The organism is Mycobacterium sp. NGS33 (assembly GCF_059812885.1).
On sequence record NZ_JCALDN010000001.1, the window covers coordinates 337,838 to 351,892 of the forward strand.

The window sequence follows — 14,055 nt, forward strand, 5'->3', positions numbered from 1 at the left end:
GGTTACACCGGACTTTCGTTACACATGCGGGCCGGCGGTGTCGCCGGCGTGATGGCCGGCGGCCGCAGCGACAGGGTGAGCGGCACCGGTTGGCGGATGCGCTTGCCGCGGGAGTGGTCGGCCCGGGGGCGCGGCGTCTCGCGGTCGTGCGCCAGCGCCGCCGCGCTGTGCCCCTGGACGCATTCGGGGTCCGGCCCGTCCAGCGGCAGCCCGGTGAAGAACTTGGCGGCCATGCATCCACCCCGGCAGCTGTCGTAGTGCCCGCAGCTGCCGCAGGCGCCGGCCGACTGCGGCTCGCGCAGCTCGCGGAACAACGGGGCGTTCTTCCAGACGTTGTCAAATCCCCCGTCGGACACCACGTTTCCGGCCAGGAAGCGGTCGTGGATGGCGAACGGGCAGGCGTAGACGTCGCCGACCGGGTCGATCAGGCACACGACGCGCCCGGCTCCGCACATGTTCAGGCCGGCCAGGGCGCCGGACCCGCCGAGCGGGGCCAGGTGGAAGAAGGAGTCGCCGGTGAGCACCCGCTCGCCCTTGGCGACCAGCCAGTCATACAGCTGGACCTGCTGGTCGGCGGTGGGGTGCAGTTCTTCCCAGACATCGGCGCCGCGCCCGGACGGGCGCAGCCGGGTGATCCGCAGCGTGGCGCCGTAACGGCTTGCCAGCGCGGCGAATTCGTCGAGCTGGTCAACGTTGTGCCGGGTGACGACCACGGAGATCTTGGCGTCGGAGAAGCCGGCGTCGGCAAGGTTTTGCAGCGCCCGCACCGCCATGTCGAACGACCCGGGTCCGCGCACGGCGTCGTTGACCTCGGCGGTGGCGCCGTCCAGCGAGATCTGGACGTCGACGTAGTCGCTGGCCGCCAGCCGCGCGGCCACCTCGGGCGCGATCCGCACACCGTTGGTGGAGAACTTCACCCCGACGTGGTGGGCGGTCGCGTAGTCGACCAGCTCCCAAAAGTCCGGGCGCACAGTGGGTTCCCCGCCGCCGATGTTGACGTAGAACACCTGCATGCGTTCCAGCTCGTCGATGATGTCCATGCACTGACGGGTGGACAGCTCGCGCGGGTCCCGCTTGCCCGACGAGGACAGGCAGTGCACGCAAGCCAGGTTGCAGGCGTACGTGAGCTCCCAGGTGAGGCAGATGGGTGCGTCGAGCCCGTGCTCGAACTGCTCGATCAGTCGCGGCACGGGTGCCTGCGATGGCGCGGTCATTGGTTGTCCTCCCGGGGCACCAGCATGTTGGAATCGACGAGCACACCCAGCGCATGCAGGTACGGCGCCTGCGCGGCGTCCTGAACTCCCGCCGCGCGGCAGGCGGACCGGATGTCGGGGTGGTCGGCCAGCGACTGCACCACCGTGAGGATGGTGCGGTTCTTCAGGAACGACAGCTTGCGGGTACCGAAGTGGTAGAGCAGCGCGCCGAACGGTTCCGGCCGAACCGCCACCTGCGGGTGCAGCCGCCAGCCGCGATCAGGATCGAACGGGGGTGCCGTCCGGGCCTGCGCGGGCGCGGGCACGGTCAGTAGACCCCGCACATGCCGTCGATCGATACCTCTTCGACCAGGGTTTCGGTGACGAGCTGGGTGTCAGTTTCGGTCTCGTGGTCCACGGGGCCTTGCCTTTCGTGCGGTCTTGACAACGATGGGATCTGAGTCACACTCGCCGTCAGAATATGGCATCGAGTGCCGAAATGGAAGGGCGGGGTCCGATGATGCCGCAGCCGCGGGTGGGCAGGCGCCGCTCGACCACCCCGCACCACATCACCGACGTCGCCATCGACATGTTCAGCGCGCGCGGTTTCGCCGACGTGAGCGTCGACGATGTCGCCCAGGCCGCCGGCATCTCCCGCCGGACGCTGTTCCGGTATTACGCGTCCAAGAACGCCATCCCCTGGGGCGACTTCGACAATCACCTTGCGCACCTGCGTGATCTGCTCGACAACGTCGATTCCGACGTGCGCCTGGGCGATGCGCTACGCGCTGCGCTGTTGGCGTTCAACACCTTTGATGAATCCGAGACGGCCCGGCACCGCCAGCGCATGCGGGTGATCCTGCAAACCGCTGAGCTGCAAGCGTATTCGATGACGATGTACGCGGGCTGGCGAGAGGTGATCGCCGGGTTCGTGGCCCGCCGCCTGGATTGCAAGACGACCGATCTGCTGCCCCAGACCGTCGCCTGGACGATGCTCGGCGTGGCACTGTCGGCCTACGAGCACTGGCTGAGCGACGAATCCGTCCCGCTGCCGGTCGCCCTGGGCAACGCCTTCGACGCCGTCGGCGCCGGGCTGGACGGGCTGGACAGGTGACGGCCGAGCACCTGGTGCACACCTTGCGGTCTCAGGGCAAATTCTGCGCGTCGTCGGGTTCGAGGATGTACGGCGAGCTGTTCGAACTGGTGGCCGGCGACGTGGAAGCCGGCGGCGTGTTCGCGACCGTCCTGTCCGGGCGCGAGGACGCCCCGTCGCGCGACGCGGTGCCGCTGCGGTTGCTCGGCGGGTTGCACCGGTTGGTGCTCGACGGCCGGGCGGCGCGGTTGCGCCGCTTCTATCCCAGCACCGGCGGCGTGTGGGATGCCGACCGCGCGTGGCGTGAAATCCTGGACACCGCGGCCGGTCACGTCGAGGCGTTGCGCGCGGCGCTGGCCCACCCACCGCAGACCAACGAGGTGGGCAGATCAGCCGCGCTGATCGGCGGACTGCTGCGCATCAATCACGAATTCGGCTTACCGATAAGGCTTTTCGAGATCGGCTCGAGCGCGGGACTGAACCTGCGTGCCGACCGCTACCGCTACCTCTTCGCCGGCGGCCAGTGGGGACCGGCCGGCTCGCCGGTGACCATCGACGACGCGTGGCGCGGCGCGCTGCCGCCCCGCCGCGACGTGCCGATCGTGGCGCGCCATGGGTATGACATCGCGCCCATCGACGTCGCGACCACCGACGGGGAGATGACGGTGCTGAGCTACGTGTGGCCCGACCAGGACGCCCGACTGGCCCGGCTGCGCGGCGCCATCGACATCGCCCGCCGGGTCCCGGCGGCGCTCGAGCGCAAGACGGCGGCCGACGCCGTCGCCGGCCTGACGCCGGCCGACGGTGCGCTGACGGTCTTGTGGCACTCGATCACCTGGCAGTACCTGTCCGCCGAGGAACGCGGCGCGGTGCGGGCCCACGTTCACGCCCTGGCCGCGCGGGCCGACGCGCGCGCGCCGTTCGCCCACCTCACGATGGAGCCCACGCGCGCCGGCCCGGGCGCACCGATCAAGTTCGTGGTGCGCGCCCGCGTCTGGCCGGACGGCGATCCGCAGCTGCTCGGCCAATGCCATCCGCACGGCCCGCCGGTGGACTGGCTCAGGTCCCCATGAAGGTCATCGGGTCGTGCAGCACGCGGGTGCCGTCGTGCAATCCCTCGATGGCCGCCATGTGCTCGGGGTCCAGGGTGAAGTCGAACACGTCCAGGTTCTGGGCGACGCGTTCGGGCCTGGACGACCGCGACACGACGACGTTGTCCAACTGCAGGTTCCAGCGCACCAGCACCTGCGCGGGGGTGCGGCCGTACTCGGCGGCGATGGACGTCACCACCGGTTCCTCGATCAGCCGGCCGACGCCCAGCGGGCTGTAGGACTGCGTCGTCACGTCGTGCTGGGCGTGCGCCTGGCGCAGCTCGGCCTGGTTGAGGCGCGGGTGCAGCTCGACCTGATTCACCGCGGGCACCTCGTCGGTTTCCTCGATGACGGTTGCCAGCAGGTCCTCGGTGAAGTTGCATACGCCGATCGAGCGCACGTGTCCCTCGTCGCGGGCCACCTTCATGCCCTCGAAACTCTCCACGTACTTACCCAATTTCGGTGCCGGCCAGTGGATCAGGTAGAGGTCGAGGTAGTCCAGCCCGAGCCGGTCCAGGCTCCGCTTGCACGATTCCTGCGCGGTGTCGAAGCCCTGCCTGGAGGTGCCCAGCTTGGTGGCGACGAACAGCTCCTCGCGGGGAACGCCCGAGGCGGCTATCGCGCGCCCGACGGCTTCCTCGTTTCCGTAGGAGGCGGCGGTGTCGATGAGGCGGCAGCCGGCCTGAAGCGCCGCGAGCACCGAGCTTTCCGTCTCCTCGTCGGACAGCTTGGCTACCCCCAAGCCGAGCACGGGCATCTTCGCCTCGTCGTTGAGAGCGACGGTCGGAATCGCGCTGGGCGAGCTGAACGTCTCATCAATCACTGTCACTTGCCAATCACCTGCCTGCCAATGTGGATTACTGGATTTACTGGTAAGGAACGACGATTCGGCGGCGGCCATCGAGCCGGGCGATTGCGCCGGCCCGCCGCATCGTGCGAGGCCGCCACATCGTTCGCCTGCAGACAGTAACCGAGCCCCGCAAGCGGTGCACCGCACACCGCGAGGCATGACGACACAGCAAAATTCGCGCCGCCGCGCAGTTACGTATTTCCAGCACAATGGCTTTGGTGCCGCCGTGATGGCAATTATGTGACACCGGCTACAGTGCCGCCGCAGCAACCATCGAAGTGCTGCAAACGGCGGTGATCAAGCCCAAAAACTCGATGTGCTAAGTGCTTTCGATTTCGCGTCGCGGCACCCGGGGTGCGCGCGACACGAAATCGCCGATCCCTTATGCTCGAAAAACGCCGACCGCACGCCAACACCGGAAGCGAGGCAGACCCGTCCCGTGAAGACAATGCAAGAGCTTTTCGAAATAGCCTGGCAGGCAACACAAATCGGTGCCGGAACGCTCAAGAAATCTCAGCCGAGTTCGGTGCAGCACAAGGGTGATCGCGACACGGTCACCGACGTCGACCTGACGATCCAGCGCGACATCGCCGCCTACCTTGCCCAGACCACACCCGACATCGCGCTGCTGGCCGAAGAGTCCGAACAACAACCGGAGATCGAAAGTTCCGAGTGGCTTTGGGTTCTTGACCCCATCGACGGGACGTCGAACTTCGCTCACGGACTGCCGTTGTGCGCAGTCTCGCTGGCCCTGCTGCGCGCCGGGCGCACCGTGGTGGCGGTCACCCACGCTCCCCTGATCGGCAAGACCTACCACGCCGTCGAGGGCAAGGGCGCGTTCGTCAACGGGCAGCGGATCACCGCCAGCGCCACCGACAGCCTCAGCGCGGCGATCGTGTCCCTCGGCGACTACGCCGTCGGCCACGACGCCGGCCGGCTCAACGAGCACCGGCTGGCGATCACCACCGAGCTGGTCCCCCGCGTCGAGCGGATCCGGATGATCGGGGCGGCGACGCTGGACCTCGCCTTCGTCGCCGAGGGCGCACTGGACGCCTGCGTGATGATGTCCAACAAGCCGTGGGACACGGCCGCGGGGACCCTGATCGCCCGCGAAGCCGGGGCGCGGCTCACCGATGCGCACGGCAACCCGCACACGCACCAGTCCGCGTCGACGATCGTCACCGCGCCGGGCATCGCCGAGCAACTCGCCGCGGTGCTGCTCAACACCGAGGTCCCCAGCGACCGGTACGCGGGCGCCGTGGGCTAGTGGCGGCTCAGCCCAGTATTTCGGCGATGGGCACGGCCGCGGCGATCTTGGCGCGCACCTTCATCACCTTGCCGGGCATCCCGCCGCCGACCACCCCGACCAGGGCCCCGTCGCGTTCGTAGTAGGCCAAAAACTTGCGGCCGTCATCCTCGACGATGTGGACGATGTCGCCGGCCTCCGGCTCGCCCAGACACTGGATCTTGACGTCGTACTGGTCGCTCCAGAAGTACGGGACGACCACCACCGCCGGCACATCCTGCCCCAGCATCGCGGGCACCACGGCGCGGGCCTGATCGGCGACGTTGCTCCAATGTTCAACGCGCCCTTGGTGTCCCGTCGCATCGCGCCACGACGCGACGTCACCGAGCGCCCACACATTCGGCGCGCTGGTGCGTCCGGCTTCATCACAGATGACGCCGTTGTCGACCTGCACGCCGCTGCCCTCGAGCCATTCGGTCGCCGGGCGCGACCCGATGCCGACCACCACGATGTCGGCCGGCAGCTCGGTGCCGTCGCTCAACACCACCGCCTCGACGCGGGAGTCACCACGCACCTCGGCGACCCCGACGCCGAGGCGCACGTCGACACCTTCGGTGCGGTGCAGCCGGGCCACCAGCTCGCCGATCTGCTCGCCGAGGACCGCGGCCAGCGGGGTCGGCTGCGGCTCCACCAGCACCACGTCCACGCCCAGGCTGCGCAGGCTGGCCGCCACCTCGCAGCCGATGAAGCCGGCACCGATGACGACGGCGCGCTGCGCGGCCGACGCGTGCTCGCGCAGCGCCAGGCTTTCGTCGAACGACCGCAGCACGCGGATGCCCTCGAGGTCCGGGATCGCCGGAATGCGCCGGGGCACCAGCCCGGTGGCGATGACGAGTTCGTCGTAGCCAAGCGTCGTTCCGTCGGCGAGCGTCACCGTCTGCGCCGCGGTGTCCAGACCGGTAGCGGCCGAGCCCAGTCGCAGGGTGATGTCGTTCTCGTCGTACCACTCGCGCGGCTTGAGCGCGGTGTCGTCGACCTCTTTGCGCAGCACCTCCTTGGACAGCGGCGGCCGGTCGTAGGGCAGGTGCACCTCGTCGCTGACGATCGTGATGGGCCCGGAATACTCCGAGCGCCGCAGCTGCTCGGCGGTGCGGGCGGCGGCCAATCCGCCCCCGACGATCACGATTCCGTTGGCGGCGCTTGCGTCACTACTCACGTGGAGTTCTTAGCACGATGGCCGCTCAGTACTTTAGGGCACCCTTATCCACCGGGATCTGGGTGCCGGTGAGGGTGCCCGAGCCGTCGCCGGCGAGCCAGGCCACCACGTCGGCCACTTCGTCGGCCCCCATGAAGCCGTTGGGCTGCACCGGCATTGGCGGGAAGCTGTGCACGAAGCTGGGATGCTTGGCGAAAATCTCCATCATCGCTTCGGGTTCGATCATCGGGGTGTCCACCGAGTACGGGTGAATGGAGTTGACCCGGATGCCGAACTCGCCGAGCTCGATGGCCAGCGTGTTGGTCAGCGCGGTGAGCCCGTGTTTGCTGGCCGAATAGTGGCCGTTGCCCGGGGTGGCCTTGATTCCCGCCGACGAGCTGACCACCACGATGGAGCCGCCGTTTCCCGCCTCGATCATGGCGGGGACGGTGGCGCGCAGCGTGCGCCACGTGCCGGTCAGGTTGACGCCGATGACCGTGTCCCACTGCTCGTCGGTGAGCTCCCAGATGCGGCCCCAGCTCAGCACGCCGGCGTTGGCCACCACGATGTCGAGCCGGCCGAACTGCTCGATGCCGTCGGCCACCAGTTGCCGCAGCGCGGCGTCGTCGCGGACGTCGACCTCACGGGCGAGGATCTTGCGGCCCTCGCCCTCCACGAGGCGGGCCGTCTCGTCGAGGTCCTCGCGGGTGGCCGGCGTGTAGGTCACGCTGGCCGACGCCGGAGCGCAGATGTCCAACGCGATGATGTCGGCGCCCTCACGGGCCAGCCGCACCGCGTGCGAGCGTCCCTGCCCGCGGGCGGCCCCCGTGATGAATGCGACCCGCCCCTGCAGTGATCCGCCCTGTCCGGCCACGCGTAATCCCTTCGACCGCCGATAGATCAAGCCAGGCTAGCAGCGGAACTGAAACGTGTTCTAATTCACCCGGCCTTGCCGGGCGGGCGCCTAGATTTCGGAGATGATCGCGGCGCGCCGGCTGCTGTATTCGGCGTCGGTCAGGGCCCCGCTGGCGTGCAGATCCTTCAGCTCTTGCAGCCGCGCGGCGATCGTCGGTTCGGGCGGCGTGACGACGGCCGACGCCGCGGGCGCCGCGGCGGCCGGCGCCGGTCGGGCGGCCGGCGCCTGTTGCTCGACCGCGCGACGCACCACCGCCTGGATCTGGGCGCGCAGCGCCGGGTTCGACCGAATGTCGACCATCTGGTTGAGCGCAACGTTGTTGGCCTTGAGGATCTGCAAAATCTCCATCAGCGGCCCGGCCTGCCCGCTCAGGTCATACGTCGTGTTGTCTTCGGCGACGGTGAACTGCGCGGGCACCAGGCCGTTGACCAAAGCGCTTCGCTCCCAGTCGATCCGGTATTCGCTGGTGGTGGGGTTCACCAGGACCACCACCTTGCGGGCGTTGAGGTTGCCGAGCCGCGTCACGCTGGCGATCACCCGGTCCTCGCTGTCGAACGGCACCAGCCCGGGTCCCGCGATGTGCAGGTGCACCTTGACGACCTGCTGGTTGTTGACCCACGTCCCGGTCTCGGTGATCCCGGTGATCTGGGCGAGCGCCAGCACCCCGTTCTGCTCGAGTGCGGCCACCTTGGCCGACGACTTGGCCCCGTAGTTCGCCAACGCGAGCGCGACCAACACGTCGGCCACGGTGATGAGCAGGCCGACGTAGAACATCCACTGCAGCAGGTTGTCCAACCCGAGCGTGAAGTACACGATCAAGAAGATCGGTCCGACCAGCCCACCGCACAGCAAAACGATCAACTGTGCCTTCAGGTAGCGCGCTAACACATGCCCCTCCTCGGCTTACTGGGGAATCCGTGTCAGATTAGCGCCGCCGCGGTCGCGGCGAACGCGATACGCGCAAACCGCTTCCGGTCGCCTACACCGGTTCGGGCGGCACGATCGGCACCCGCCGGACCGGCGGTGTCGCCTGCTGCGCCGGGTGCGCCGGCTGCCCGGCGGCCGGCGCGTGCGGGACGGTACGCGCCGAGACCGGCATCGCCGGGGCCGCAGAGCTCTGCGGCGCCACCGCGGTCTGCATGGACGCGGCGGGGTTGGCGAGAGGCGTCGCCGCCGATGCCGCCGGCTGGACGGTGGCCGGCGAGGCCGCCGGGGCGTAGGCCGGCGTTGCCACCCGCGCCGCGCCGGCGGGCATGGTGGCCGAGGCCAGCGTCGCCGATCCCGACGGAGCCGCCGCGACCGGCGTGCCCGCCGGTGCCGGGGTGGCCGCCGCCGCGGCCGGCGCCACCGCCGCCGCCAGGGGCCCCGCGGGCGCGGTCGGCGCGGACGTTCCCACGGCCCCGGCGCTCACCGCCGGAACCTGCGCGGCCATCGACGCCGGGCCCGCCGCGCTCTGCAGGGGCGAGGTGTTGGCGGCCTCGGCGAACGCATACTGCGCCGCACCACCGTTCATCAACTGCACGAACTGGCTGTGGAACGCGGCCGCCTGTGCGCTCAGCGCCTGATAGACCTGGGAATGCGCATCGAACAGGGCGGCGATGCTCGCCGACACCTCGTCGGCGCCGGGCGCCAGCACACCCGAGGTCGGTCCGAGCGCGGCGGTGTTGGCGGAGGTGATCGTCGACCCGATCCGGGCCAGGTCCCCCGCGGCCGCCGCCACGAATTCGGGAGTCGCTTGAACGTATGACATCGGCACCTCCCCGCACGCCTAGGCGTCAGCAGAATTATGAGCAAATCCTAAACCAGCCGGCGGCCCCGCCGCTTGATTTCTCCCGCGTTGCCCGGGCGCAGAAGCACAAAGCCCGGATCGCCGAGGCGGCGATCCGGGCTTTGCGGTGGTTCGAACTACTTGATGATCTTGACGACCCGGCCGGCGCCGACGGTGCGGCCACCCTCACGGATCGCGAACCGCAGGCCGTCGTCCATGGCGACGGGCTGGATCAGCTTCACCGAGATGTTGGTGTTGTCACCGGGCATCACCATCTCGGTGCCCTCCGGCAGCGTCACCACACCGGTCACGTCGGTGGTGCGGAAGTAGAACTGCGGGCGGTAGTTGTTGAAGAACGGCGTGTGCCGGCCGCCCTCGTCCTTGGACAGGATGTAGACCTGGCCCTCGAACTCGGTGTGCGGCGTGGTGGTGCCGGGCTTGGTCACGACCTGACCGCGCTCGACGTCCTCACGCTTGATACCGCGCAGCAACAGCCCGACGTTGTCGCCGGCCTGACCCTGGTCGAGCAGCTTGCGGAACATCTCCACGCCGGTGACGGTGGTCTTGGTGCTGGTCGGCTTGATGCCGACGATCTCGACCTCTTCGTTGACGTTGATGATGCCGCGCTCGACGCGACCGGTGACCACGGTGCCACGACCGGTGATGGTGAAGACGTCCTCGACGGGCATCAGGAACGGCTTCTCCGTCTCGCGGACCGGGTCCGGGATGGACTCGTCGACGGCCTCCATCAGCTGCTCGACCGACTCGACCCACTTGGCGTCACCCTCGAGCGCCTTGAGCGCCGAGACCCGCACGACGGGGGCGTCCTCGTCGAACTCCTGGGCGGCCAGCAGCTCGCGGACCTCCATCTCGACGAGCTCGAGCAGCTCCTCGTCGTCGACCATGTCGGCCTTGTTCAGCGCGACCAGGATGTAGGGCACACCCACCTGGCGGGCCAGCAGCACGTGCTCGCGGGTCTGCGGCATCGGGCCATCGGTGGCGGCGACCACCAGGATCGCGCCGTCCATCTGGGCCGCACCGGTGATCATGTTCTTGATGTAGTCGGCGTGACCCGGGGCGTCGACGTGCGCGTAGTGACGCTTCTCCGTCTGGTACTCCACGTGGGAGATGTTGATGGTGATACCGCGCTGACGCTCTTCGGGCGCGTTGTCGATCTGGTCGAATGCGCGCGACTCGTTCAGGTTGGGGTACTTGTCGTGCAGAACCTTGGTGATAGCCGCGGTCAGCGTGGTCTTGCCGTGGTCAACGTGACCAATGGTCCCGATGTTGACGTGCGGCTTCGTCCGCTCGAACTTCGCCTTCGCCACTTCTGTGTCCTCCTGGACTAGTTGGTGCTTGTTAAAGCAGTGTTGGTGTTTTCCGTTGTGCCGCGGTTGTAACCGGGCAAGATTACTCCGAGGGCTTTCTCACTGGCCCGTCGCCTTCGCGATGATCTCCTTTGACACGTTCGCCGGCACTTCGGCGTAGGAGTCGAAGACCATGGAGTAGTTCGCCCGGCCTTGGGTCTTGGACCGCAGGTCGCCGACGTAGCCGAACATCTCCGACAGCGGCACATGCGCCTTGACCACGCGCGCACCGCTCCGCTCCTCCATGGCCTGGATCTGGCCACGGCGGGAGTTCAAGTCGCCGATCACGTCGCCCATGTAGTCCTCGGGCGTGGTGACCTCGACGGCCATGATCGGTTCCAGGATGACCGGCTGTGCTTGCTGCGCAGCCTTTTTCAGCACCTGGGAACCGGCGATCTTGAAGGCCATTTCCGACGAATCGACCTCGTGGAACGCCCCGTCGAGCAGGGTGACCTTCAGGTTCACCAGCGGGTAGCCGGCCAGCACGCCGTACTGCATGGCGTCTTGGGCACCGGCGTCCACCGACGGGATGTACTCCCTGGGGATGCGCCCACCGGTCACCTTGTTCTCGAACTCGTAGGTCGCACCGTCCTCGCCGGTGAACGGCTCGAGGTTGATGATCACCTTCGCGAACTGACCCGAGCCACCCGTCTGCTTCTTGTGGGTGAACTCGACGTTGTTCGCGGCCCGCTTGATGGTCTCCTTGTAGGCCACCTGCGGCTTACCGACGTTGGCCTCGACCTTGAACTCGCGGCGCATCCGGTCCACCAGGATGTCCAGGTGCAGCTCGCCCATGCCGCCGATGACGGTCTGGCCGGTCTCCTGGTCCAGGTGCACCTTGAAGGTCGGGTCTTCCTCGGCGAGCTTCTGGATCGACAGCGACAGCTTCTCCTGGTCGCTCTTCGTCTTGGGCTCGATGGCCACCTCGATGACCGGGTCGGGGAAGGTCATCGACTCCAGCACGATCTGCTGGTTCGGGTCGCTCAGGGTGTCACCGGTGGTGGTGTCCTTGAGCCCGATCACGGCGTAGATGTGACCGGCCGAGGCGGTCTCCACCGGGTTCTCCTTGTTGGAGTGCATCTGGAACAGCTTGCCCAGCCGCTCCTTCTTGCCCTTGGTGGCGTTGATGACCTGGCTGCCGGAGTCGACCTTGCCCGAGTACACCCGGACGTAGGTCAGCTTGCCGAAGAACGGGTGCGTCGCCACCTTGAACGCGAGCGCGGAGAACGGCTCGTCGGTCGACGGGTTGCGGGTGACCTCGTCGTCCTCCTTGCCCGGGGCGTGGCCGACGGCCGGCGGCACGTCCAGCGGCGAGGGCAGGTAGTCGATGACGGCGTCCAGCATCGGCTGCACACCCTTGTTCTTGAAGGCGCTGCCGCACAGCACCGGGTAGGCCTCCGAGCTGATGGTCAGCTTGCGGATGGCGGCCTTGATCTCGGCCACCGTGAGCTCTTCGCCGCCGAGGTACTTGTCCAGCAGCGCCTCGTCGGTCTCGGCGACGGCCTCGAGCAGCTTGGTGCGGTATTCCTCGGCCTTCTCGGCCAGCTCGGCGGGGATCTCGATGGTGTCGTAGGTCTCGCCCAGCTTCGTCTCGCCGCGCCACACCTTGGCGTTCATCTCGACCAGGTCGACGATGCCCTCGAAGTCACCCTCGGAGCCCACGGGCAGCTGGATCGGGATGGCGTTGGCGCCCAGACGCTCCTCCATGGTCTTCACGGAGAAGTAGAAGTCGGCCCCGATCTTGTCCATCTTGTTGACGAAGCAGATGCGCGGGACGTCGTACTTGTCGGCCTGGCGCCACACCTGCTCGGACTGCGGCTCGACGCCCTCCTTGCCGTCGAAGACGGCCACGGCACCGTCGAGCACGCGCAGGCTGCGCTCCACCTCGACGGTGAAGTCGACGTGCCCGGGGGTGTCGATGATGTTGATCTGGTTGTCTTTCCAGAAGCAGGTGGTGGCCGCGGAGGTGATGGTGATCCCCCGCTCCTGCTCCTGCTCCATCCAGTCCATGGTGGCGGCGCCGTCGTGCACCTCACCGATCTTGTAGCTGATACCGGTGTAGTAGAGGATGCGCTCGGTCGTCGTCGTCTTGCCGGCGTCGATGTGCGCCATGATGCCGATGTTGCGGACCTTGGTGAGGTCGGTCAGCACGTCCTTCTGTGCCACAGAAGTCTTCCCACTCTTTCGATTGCTTGGTTAGTTCGCTGTCGGTTTGCGCCCGGCCGCACTGCCGTTGGACGCCGCCCCCTACCAGCGATAGTGCGCGAAGGCGCGGTTGGCCTCGGCCATCTTGTGGGTGTCCTCGCGCCGCTTGACGGCGGCTCCGAGGCCGTTGCTGGCGTCCAGGATCTCGTTGGCCAGTCGTTCGACCATGGTCTTCTCGCGGCGCTGCTTGGAGAAGCTGACCAGCCAGCGCAGTGCCAGCGTGACCGAGCGATCCGGACGGACCTCGACCGGGACCTGGTAGGTAGCGCCACCGACGCGGCGGCTGCGCACCTCGAGGGAGGGTTTGACGTTGTCCATGGCCCGCTTGAGCGTGATCACCGGGTCGGTGCCAGTCTTGTCGCGGGCCTGTTCGAGCGCACCATAAACAATGCGCTCGGCCAGCGATTTCTTCCCGTCCAGCAGAACTTTGTTCACCAGCTGCGTCACCAGCTGCGACCCGTAAACCGGGTCATTGACCAACGGACGCTTCGGCGCGGGCCCCTTGCGCGGCATCAGCTCTTCTCCTTCTTGGCGCCGTAACGGCTGCGAGCCTGCTTGCGGTTCTTGACACCCTGGGTGTCCAGCGATCCGCGGATGATCTTGTACCGGACACCGGGCAGATCCTTCACACGACCACCACGCACCAGCACCATCGAGTGCTCCTGCAGGTTGTGGCCCTCGCCGGGGATGTAGGCCGTGACCTCAACCTGGCTCGTCAGCTTCACGCGGGCGACCTTCCGAAGCGCCGAGTTCGGCTTCTTCGGGGTGGTGGTGTACACGCGGGTGCATACGCCACGGCGCTGCGGGCTGCCCTTCAGGGCCGCGGTCTTGACCTTGGCGACCTTGTCGCGGCGACCCTTGCGGACCAGCTGCTGAATGGTTGGCATCTACCGGCTTTCTGTGTTCGTGTTCGGCATACTTCTAGCGTTTTCAAGTCTGTGTACTGCAGTTATGCCCGTCCGCGTCACCCCGCGTCCGGGTGTGTCGCATGCGCTGCGCACCGGAGAAGGTCCGATGCTTCGTGGACACGCGAATTCGCCCGGCATCCACTCCCTTACGGTTAGGCGCCGTAAGCCGCCAGGCACGAGGGACCACAATACCCGCCGCCGGTCTCGCAGGTCAAAGCGACGG

15 protein-coding genes are annotated in these 14,055 nt (G+C 67.8%); 3 read left to right on the forward strand and 12 right to left on the reverse strand.

Going from position 1 to position 14,055, the window contains the following annotated elements; all coding sequences use genetic code 11:
- Positions 1 to 2: 2 nt before the first annotated feature.
- Genes mftC through mftA form a run of 3 tightly spaced genes read right to left on the reverse strand, consistent with a single transcriptional unit; the run spans position 3 to position 1,611 of the window.
- Positions 3 to 1,214 (reverse strand): mycofactocin radical SAM maturase, encoded by a 1,212-nt coding sequence (gene mftC, locus AC5Y5B_RS01360; protein WP_500002897.1) that lies wholly within the window; start codon positions 1,212 to 1,214, stop codon positions 3 to 5.
- Positions 1,211 to 1,537, reverse strand: coding sequence for a mycofactocin biosynthesis chaperone MftB (gene mftB, locus AC5Y5B_RS01365; RefSeq protein WP_205869075.1), 327 nt, complete (start codon positions 1,535 to 1,537; stop codon positions 1,211 to 1,213). Before mftB ends, mftC begins: the two co-directional genes overlap by 4 nt.
- Positions 1,522 to 1,611, reverse strand: a complete 90-nt coding sequence (gene mftA / locus AC5Y5B_RS01370; protein ID WP_007773607.1) for a mycofactocin precursor MftA — start codon at positions 1,609 to 1,611, stop codon at positions 1,522 to 1,524. Before mftA ends, mftB begins: the two co-directional genes overlap by 16 nt.
- Positions 1,612 to 1,710: 99 nt before the next feature.
- Here mftA and mftR point away from each other — a divergent pair, with 99 nt between their 5' ends.
- The gene (gene mftR / locus AC5Y5B_RS01375) at positions 1,711 to 2,307 is read left to right on the forward strand and encodes a mycofactocin system transcriptional regulator MftR (RefSeq protein ID WP_165821786.1); all 597 of its coding nucleotides are present in this window, start codon (positions 1,711 to 1,713) and stop codon (positions 2,305 to 2,307) included.
- On the forward strand, positions 2,304 to 3,359 hold the full coding sequence (locus AC5Y5B_RS01380) for a DUF2332 domain-containing protein (RefSeq protein ID WP_500002901.1): 1,056 nt from the start codon (positions 2,304 to 2,306) through the stop codon (positions 3,357 to 3,359). Before mftR ends, AC5Y5B_RS01380 begins: the two co-directional genes overlap by 4 nt.
- Here the strand turns inward: AC5Y5B_RS01380 and AC5Y5B_RS01385 are convergent.
- Entirely contained in the window at positions 3,346 to 4,206 is an 861-nt protein-coding gene (locus AC5Y5B_RS01385) for an aldo/keto reductase (protein WP_500002904.1), read from the reverse strand. The two genes, AC5Y5B_RS01380 and AC5Y5B_RS01385, sit on opposite strands and share 14 nt — an antisense overlap.
- 460 nt (positions 4,207 to 4,666) lie before the next feature.
- On the opposite strand from AC5Y5B_RS01385, the gene AC5Y5B_RS01390 reads away from it, so the two are divergent.
- Positions 4,667 to 5,494, forward strand: coding sequence for an inositol monophosphatase family protein (locus tag AC5Y5B_RS01390; protein WP_500002907.1), 828 nt, complete (start codon positions 4,667 to 4,669; stop codon positions 5,492 to 5,494).
- 7 nt (positions 5,495 to 5,501) lie between these two features.
- Here the strand turns inward: AC5Y5B_RS01390 and AC5Y5B_RS01395 are convergent, their stop codons facing one another.
- The 8 genes from AC5Y5B_RS01395 to rpsL form a co-directional block, all read right to left on the reverse strand.
- The gene (locus AC5Y5B_RS01395) at positions 5,502 to 6,689 is read right to left on the reverse strand and encodes an NAD(P)/FAD-dependent oxidoreductase (protein ID WP_112632700.1); all 1,188 of its coding nucleotides are present in this window, start codon (positions 6,687 to 6,689) and stop codon (positions 5,502 to 5,504) included.
- A gap of 25 nt (positions 6,690 to 6,714) precedes the next feature.
- Complete coding sequence (locus tag AC5Y5B_RS01400) at positions 6,715 to 7,542, reverse strand: mycofactocin-coupled SDR family oxidoreductase (protein WP_112632701.1); 828 nt, start codon at positions 7,540 to 7,542, stop codon at positions 6,715 to 6,717.
- A gap of 90 nt (positions 7,543 to 7,632) precedes the next feature.
- Entirely contained in the window at positions 7,633 to 8,472 is an 840-nt protein-coding gene (locus AC5Y5B_RS01405) for an SHOCT domain-containing protein (RefSeq protein ID WP_112632702.1), read from the reverse strand.
- Between the two features lie 91 nt (positions 8,473 to 8,563).
- Entirely contained in the window at positions 8,564 to 9,334 is a 771-nt protein-coding gene (locus AC5Y5B_RS01410) for a PE family protein (protein ID WP_500002911.1), read from the reverse strand.
- Positions 9,335 to 9,489: 155 nt separating this feature from the next.
- Positions 9,490 to 10,680, reverse strand: coding sequence for an elongation factor Tu (tuf, locus tag AC5Y5B_RS01415; protein ID WP_044483827.1), 1,191 nt, complete (start codon positions 10,678 to 10,680; stop codon positions 9,490 to 9,492).
- Positions 10,681 to 10,779: 99 nt separating this feature from the next.
- Complete coding sequence (gene fusA, locus AC5Y5B_RS01420; protein ID WP_500002914.1) at positions 10,780 to 12,885, reverse strand: elongation factor G; 2,106 nt, start codon at positions 12,883 to 12,885, stop codon at positions 10,780 to 10,782.
- Positions 12,886 to 12,966: 81 nt separating this feature from the next.
- Positions 12,967 to 13,437, reverse strand: coding sequence for a 30S ribosomal protein S7 (gene rpsG, locus AC5Y5B_RS01425; RefSeq protein WP_066869309.1), 471 nt, complete (start codon positions 13,435 to 13,437; stop codon positions 12,967 to 12,969).
- On the reverse strand, positions 13,437 to 13,811 hold the full coding sequence (rpsL, locus tag AC5Y5B_RS01430; protein ID WP_007767794.1) for a 30S ribosomal protein S12: 375 nt from the start codon (positions 13,809 to 13,811) through the stop codon (positions 13,437 to 13,439). The genes rpsG and rpsL overlap by 1 nt, the downstream gene beginning before the upstream one ends.
- Positions 13,812 to 14,055: the final 244 nt, after the last annotated feature.

Coding starts and splice junctions, on each gene's coding strand:
- mftC (WP_500002897.1), bottom strand. CDS start 1,214: ATGACCGCGCCATCGCAGGCACCCGTGCCGCGACTGATCGAGCAGTTC.
- mftR (WP_165821786.1), top strand. CDS start 1,711: ATGATGCCGCAGCCGCGGGTGGGCAGGCGCCGCTCGACCACCCCGCAC.
- AC5Y5B_RS01410 (WP_500002911.1), bottom strand. CDS start 9,334: ATGTCATACGTTCAAGCGACTCCCGAATTCGTGGCGGCGGCCGCGGGG.
- rpsG (WP_066869309.1), bottom strand. CDS start 13,437: ATGCCGCGCAAGGGGCCCGCGCCGAAGCGTCCGTTGGTCAATGACCCG.
- rpsL (WP_007767794.1), bottom strand. CDS start 13,811: ATGCCAACCATTCAGCAGCTGGTCCGCAAGGGTCGCCGCGACAAGGTC.